At 65.6% G+C, this 5,274-nt stretch carries 7 protein-coding genes; 1 reads left to right on the top strand and 6 read right to left on the bottom strand.

Going from position 1 to position 5,274, the window contains the following annotated elements:
- The first annotated feature begins 69 nt into the window (after positions 1-69).
- Positions 70-831: a glucose 1-dehydrogenase gene (locus EN780_RS26930; protein ID WP_127310465.1), complete on the top strand. Its 762-nt coding sequence runs from the start codon at positions 70-72 to the stop codon at positions 829-831.
- A gap of 24 nt (positions 832-855) precedes the next feature.
- Here the strand turns inward: EN780_RS26930 and EN780_RS26925 are convergent, their stop codons facing one another.
- The 6 genes from EN780_RS26925 to EN780_RS26900 all read right to left on the bottom strand — a co-directional run.
- A complete protein-coding gene (locus EN780_RS26925; protein WP_128275806.1) occupies positions 856-2,364 on the bottom strand; it encodes an aldehyde dehydrogenase family protein in 1,509 nt (502 codons plus the stop codon).
- Positions 2,365-2,520: 156 nt separating this feature from the next.
- Positions 2,521-2,865 (bottom strand): cupin domain-containing protein, encoded by a 345-nt coding sequence (locus EN780_RS26920; protein ID WP_127285932.1) that lies wholly within the window; start codon positions 2,863-2,865, stop codon positions 2,521-2,523.
- Positions 2,866-2,893: 28 nt separating this feature from the next.
- Positions 2,894-3,235: a cupin domain-containing protein gene (locus EN780_RS26915; protein ID WP_127312211.1), complete on the bottom strand. Its 342-nt coding sequence runs from the start codon at positions 3,233-3,235 to the stop codon at positions 2,894-2,896.
- Positions 3,236-3,249: 14 nt separating this feature from the next.
- The gene (locus tag EN780_RS26910; protein ID WP_127312210.1) at positions 3,250-3,600 is read right to left on the bottom strand and encodes a cupin domain-containing protein; all 351 of its coding nucleotides are present in this window, start codon (positions 3,598-3,600) and stop codon (positions 3,250-3,252) included.
- The gene (locus tag EN780_RS26905) at positions 3,597-4,871 is read right to left on the bottom strand and encodes a glycosyltransferase (protein WP_128275805.1); all 1,275 of its coding nucleotides are present in this window, start codon (positions 4,869-4,871) and stop codon (positions 3,597-3,599) included. The genes EN780_RS26910 and EN780_RS26905 overlap by 4 nt, the downstream gene beginning before the upstream one ends.
- 14 nt (positions 4,872-4,885) lie before the next feature.
- Positions 4,886-5,274: TOBE domain-containing protein (locus EN780_RS26900; RefSeq protein ID WP_128275804.1), on the bottom strand; the 389-nt coding region annotated here is incomplete at its 5' end.

Below are 5,274 nucleotides of genomic sequence, written 5' to 3'. Positions count from 1 at the left end.
TCGCATCGGTCCTGCTCGTGGTGCTTGCCCAGTGGCAGCTGCGCCGAAGAAAACAGTGAAAGACCGATCATGATCCTGAAAGACCGCATCGCCGTCGTGACCGGAGCCGGGTCCGGCATCGGGCGCGCCGGCGCCACGATCATGGGCAGGGAAGGGGCGACAGTGGTGATCGCCGACCGCGATCGGGCCGCCGGCGAGGCCGTCGCCTCCGACATCCGCCAAGCCGGCGGCCGGGCCGAAGCGGTCGCGACCGATGTCGGCGACGATGCCGCGGTCGAGGCGCTCATCTCCGGCACGCTCGGCAGGCATGGCCGGATCGACATCCTGCACAGCCATGCCGGCATCCAGGTCGGCGGCTCGCTCATCGAAGTCGGCGTCGACGGCATGGATGCCTCGTGGCGCATCAATGTGCGGGCGCAGTTCCTCGCGGCCAAGACGGTCATGCCGACGATGATCGCGCAGGGCGGCGGCGTCATCCTCAACACCGCCTCGAATTCAGGGGTCTTCTACGACCGCGAGATGATCGCCTATGCGACGTCGAAACATGCCGTCGTGGCGATGACAAGGCAGATGTCGCTCGACTACGCCCGCCACAATGTCCGCATCAACGCGCTTTGTCCGGGCTGGGTCGACACGCCGTTCAACGAGCCGTTCATCGCCCAGATGGGCGGGCGCGAAGCGATCGAAAACTATGTCCGGACCAAGATCCCGATGGGGCGCTGGGCAAGCGCCGACGAGATCGCCGAAGCGATCCTGTTCCTCGTCTCCGACCGCTCGTCCTTCATGACCGGGCAGGCGCTGGTGGTCGACGGCGGCGAAAGCGTCGGCTGAGCGAGGGCGTCCCCCCGGCTCGCCTTACACGTGCTTGCGGCCGCCGGTGTCGCGAAACCAGCTGTCCGGGTAAGGGTACCACCAGCCCTGGATCTCGGGTTTGTGGTCGATGATCACCATCTTCGAGCGGCGGAAGGCGTCGAGCCCCTGGCGGCCGAGCTCGCGGCCGAGGCCGGAAGCCTTCCAGCCGCCGAAGGGCAGCGCGTCGTTGTCGATCAGCGGATTGTTGACCCAGACCATGCCGGCCTCGAGCCGTTCGGCCGCCTCGTGCGCTTCGGCGAGATCGGTGGTGAACACCGAGGCGCCGAGACCGAAGGGGCTGTCATTGGCAAGCCTGATCGCCTCGTCGAAATCCTTCACGCGGCAGATCGCGGCGACCGGCCCGAAACATTCCTCGCGCACGATGGCCATCTCCGGGGTGACGCCGGTGAGGATCGTCGGCTCGTAGAACCAGCCGGTGTTGTGCGCCGGGGGGATGCGTCCGCCGGTTACCGCCCTGGCGCCGTTGCGAACCGCGTCGTCGACCAGGCGCATGACCTTGGCGCGTGCGGCTTCGCTGACCAGCGGGCCGATCTCGGTCCTGTCCAGGCCGTTACCGATCCTCAGCGCGCGGGTCTTTGCGGCGAACAGATCGACGAAGCGGTCGTGCACGGCATCGACGACGAAGAAGCGCTCGGCCGAGGTGCAGACCTGGCCGGTCAGGTGGAAGGCGGCGGTGACGGAGCCGGCCGCCGCGACGTCGAGCGGAGCGTGCTGCGAGATGATCAGCGGATCGCTGCCGCCGGCCTCGATGACGCAAGGCTTCATGCGCTCGGCGCACGCCACCGCGACGGCCTTGCCGGCGGCAACCGAGCCGGTGAAGGCGACCGCATGGGTGCGGTCGGAGGCGATCAGCGCCTGCGCGGTGGCGGCTCCGCCGGGCAGGCAGGAGACGAGGCCTTCTGGCAGCGAACGGAACACCGTCATGTAGTCGAGCGTCGACAGCGTCGTCGCCTCGGCCGGTTTGATCACGCAGGCATTGCCGGCGGCGAGCGAGGCCGCCACCGTCCAGCACATCAGCAGGATCGGGAAGTTGTAGGGCATGATGTGGACGGAGACGCCGTAGGGCTCGTAGCGCGCATACTGGAAGGAACCCGCCTGCGTCGTGCCGGCGACCTTGCCGGCCTCGTCGCGCGCCATCTCGGCATAATAGCGAAAGATCGGCGCGCAATTGGCGATCTCGCCGATCGCTTCCGGATAGGGCTTGCCCATCTCGCGCACCATCAGCTCGGCGCAGCGGGTAAAGTCCGCCGCCTCGATGGCATTGGCCACCGCGTGCAAATGTTTGGCGCGGCTCTTGGCGTCGAGTCTTTTCCACGCCGCCTGCGCCCTTGTCGCGGCGGTCAGTGCGACATCGATCTCGCCGTCGCTGGCCGAAGCGATGGCACCGACCGTCTCCAGCGTTGCCGGATCGATCACCGGTTTTTGCGCACCGGTGGTCGGCCGGTAGTCCGGGTTGACGAAGTATACCGGACGGTCGGGCGAGAACTGCATCGTATCCTCCTGGCGGAGCCTTTTTGAGAATTCGCCCTGCCGAGGCAGATGGCGCGGCTTTCGAGCACCGGGGCGCAGCGGACATTCAGGTCCGTGAGCACCGGAAGCGCAGAAAGTCGCGTCAGGTGTCCGGCAGGGTGGAATTATCAAGAAGGCTCAGCGGATCATGTAGACCTTCTTGATAGTTTCATGGACGGTGCAGACGCCTTTCCAGTCCTGCGGGAAGAACGCCGCCGTGTCAGGCTCGATCTCGATCACCTCGCCGGATTCATGCACATAGGTGCAGCGTCCCTCGAGGAAGTGGCAGAACTCGTCGCGGGTGACGTGGCAGTGCCATTTGCCCGGCGTGCAGACCCATAGGCCGCATTCCGAGCGGCCTTCCGGCCCCTTGTAGAGCAGCTTGCCGGAGGTGTGGGACTGGCCCTCGATCATCGTCGGGATGACGCCCCAGTCGACGAGGTCGACAATAGTGAGCGGCGATTGCATGGTCGGCGTGGTCATCGATCTTATCCTGGATTTCGTTGGCTGCTTACCGGCACATGAAGGCCTTGGTCAGCGTTTCGGTGATTTCGGAAGTGCCGGTCCAGCCGGCTGGGAAGAAGACCAGTGTCCCGGCCGCGACCGGGATCGCCTCGCCATTCTCGTGGATGTAGCTGCCGCGCCCGGACAGGAAATGACAGAACTCGTCGACGGCGAAGGTGATGTGGCGCGTGCCGGGCGTGCAGGACCACAGCCCGCATTCGCTCGATCCGTCCGCACGCTGGAACAGGACCTTGCCCGACGCACGCGGCGACCCGGCGATCGGGTTGGCGCCGGCGCCCCAGTCGTCCAGTTCCACGGTCGAGGCCTTCGGCCAGTGCGGTGTCGGCATGTCAAGTTCCTCGCTCAGGCCAGCATGTAGACGTTGCGCATGGTCTCATGCACGGTGCATTCGCCGCTCCAGCCGGCCGGGAACAGCACCACCGTCCCGGCTGTCACCTCTATCACCTCGCTGTCGTCGGATTTGTAGGTGGCGCGACCTGAAACGAAGTGGCAGAGCTCGTCGCGCGGGATCTTGAGCCGCCAGCGTCCCGGCGTGCAGACCCAGATGCCGGATTCCGGCTGGTTGTTCGGACCCTTGTGCACCAACCTGCCGGTCGAGTGCGAAGCGCCTTCCAGCGCGTCAGGCTGCGCGCCCCAGTCGACGAGATCGGCGCGGGTCGAGGCCTGATAAAGGTGCGGGGCGGAGGAGGTCACAGCAACTGCTCCAGCAGCCCGGCAGCCTTCTCGGGGCCGTTCTGCGACTGCATCTGCGCCGATGCCTTGGCGAGCTTGGCCTTGATCGCCGGATCGGTGAGGCAGGCCTCGATCTTCGCGATCAGCTCGGCATCGCTCCAGTCGTAGCGCGGGATGCCGAAACCGCAGCCGATCTCGCCGACGCGGGTGGCATTGTCGTGACCGTCCCAGACATAGGGCATGATGATCGCCGGCTTGCCGAAATAGAGGCACTCGGTGAAGGAGTTGTTGCCGCCATGGTGGATCACCGCGTCGACCTGCGGGATCACCGAAGGTTGCGGGAACCAGCCGTCGACGATGACGTTGCCGGGCACGTCGGTGTACTGGTCTTTGTAGCCGCCGACATTGACCAGCGCCCGGTAGCGCGTCTTGCCGAGCGCAGCGATGATGCGCTTCAGAAGGTCGACGTCGCCTGCCCCCAGGCTGCCGAACGAGACGTAGAGCAGCGGCCCGTCATTGTTCCTGGCGAAGGTCGGTATTGCGTAGGGCTTTTCTTGCCGCACGCAGCCCTCGAGATACTGGAATTTCGCCGGGTCGAGCGGGTGCCGGCGTTTGAACTTCGCCGCTTGCGGATAGAGCAGCAGGTTGAGATAGGGCGAGGCCTCAAAGAACTGGCCGATCGGGTAGGGCGCCTCGCCATTGGCGGCGAGGAAGGCGTTGAAGTCGTCATGGATCGGCTTGATCACCGCGTTGAAATGGTCGCGGTAGCGCTTGTGGCCGGCGTGGTCGTCCTCGGCGCAACCGGAAAGATGCGGCGGGATGTCCTCGTCCTCGATCTCGTTCTCCGAGCAGGAGATGACCCGCACCCACGGCTTGCCATACTGCTTGATCGCCGGAAACAGGATGACGTTGTCGACCGAGATGACGTCGGGCTTGATGGCGGCGAGCACGCCGGGCAGATCCTTCTGCGCCCATTTGGCGCTGTCGACGATCGCCGTCCAGCAATCCTTCACGTAGTTGTCGACCTGGTCGTAGGGCGATTTGCGGAAGTTCGGGATGTGGCCGTTGATGAAGTCCTCCCAGAATTTGGCCATCTGCTCCGGCGGCATCGGCTCGGAGAGGTTCACCGGATGCGCCTCGAAGCCGTAGCCCTTGTAGACGTCGACAAAGCCCGGATCGGACAGGAACACCGCCCTGTGGCCGCGCGCCTCGACCGCCTGGGCGATGCCGACGGAATTGAGCGCCGGTCCAAAGGCCGCTTCCGGGAAAAACGCGATGGTCTTCTGCGCCATGGTTTCAATCTCCATCAATCTGCGAAAATTCTGACATCGGCGGCGTCCCAGCCGAGCTCGATCCGGTCGCCGGCGGCAACCGGCCGGCGGTCGGCGGCATCGGCGGTGACGCGCACCAGGAACGGCTTTTGCGAAAGAGCGGTGCGGACATGCACCTGCAGGTCGAGGCCCTGATAGGCGAGCGCCTCGACCGTGCCGGCAACGCGGTTGGCGGTGTCGGGCGACGGAAACAGCCGGATGCGTTCGGGCCGCACAGCCGCGACAGCCGAGGCGCCCGACGAAAGTGTCGCCGGAACCTTGCCGGTGATCTTCGTGCCATTCGTCGCCTGGACGCCGTTGCCGTCAACACGACCGGGAACAAAATTCATCACGCCGATGAAGTCGGCGACGAAGCGGTCGGAAG

Origin of the sequence: Mesorhizobium sp. M4B.F.Ca.ET.089.01.1.1 (assembly GCF_004022605.1) — a bacterium.
GTDB lineage: Bacteria > Pseudomonadota > Alphaproteobacteria > Rhizobiales > Rhizobiaceae > Mesorhizobium > Mesorhizobium abyssinicae.
This window is presented reverse-complemented; position numbering and strand designations above follow the sequence as displayed.

Excerpts from the sequence above, each read along its gene's own strand:
- EN780_RS26920 (WP_127285932.1), bottom strand. The coding sequence starts at position 2,865 with ATGACCACGCCGACCATGCAATCGCCGCTCACTATTGTCGACCTCGTC.
- EN780_RS26930 (WP_127310465.1), top strand. The coding sequence starts at position 70 with ATGATCCTGAAAGACCGCATCGCCGTCGTGACCGGAGCCGGGTCCGGC.
- EN780_RS26925 (WP_128275806.1), bottom strand. The coding sequence starts at position 2,364 with ATGCAGTTCTCGCCCGACCGTCCGGTATACTTCGTCAACCCGGACTAC.
- EN780_RS26915 (WP_127312211.1), bottom strand. The coding sequence starts at position 3,235 with ATGCCGACACCGCACTGGCCGAAGGCCTCGACCGTGGAACTGGACGAC.
- EN780_RS26905 (WP_128275805.1), bottom strand. The coding sequence starts at position 4,871 with ATGGCGCAGAAGACCATCGCGTTTTTCCCGGAAGCGGCCTTTGGACCG.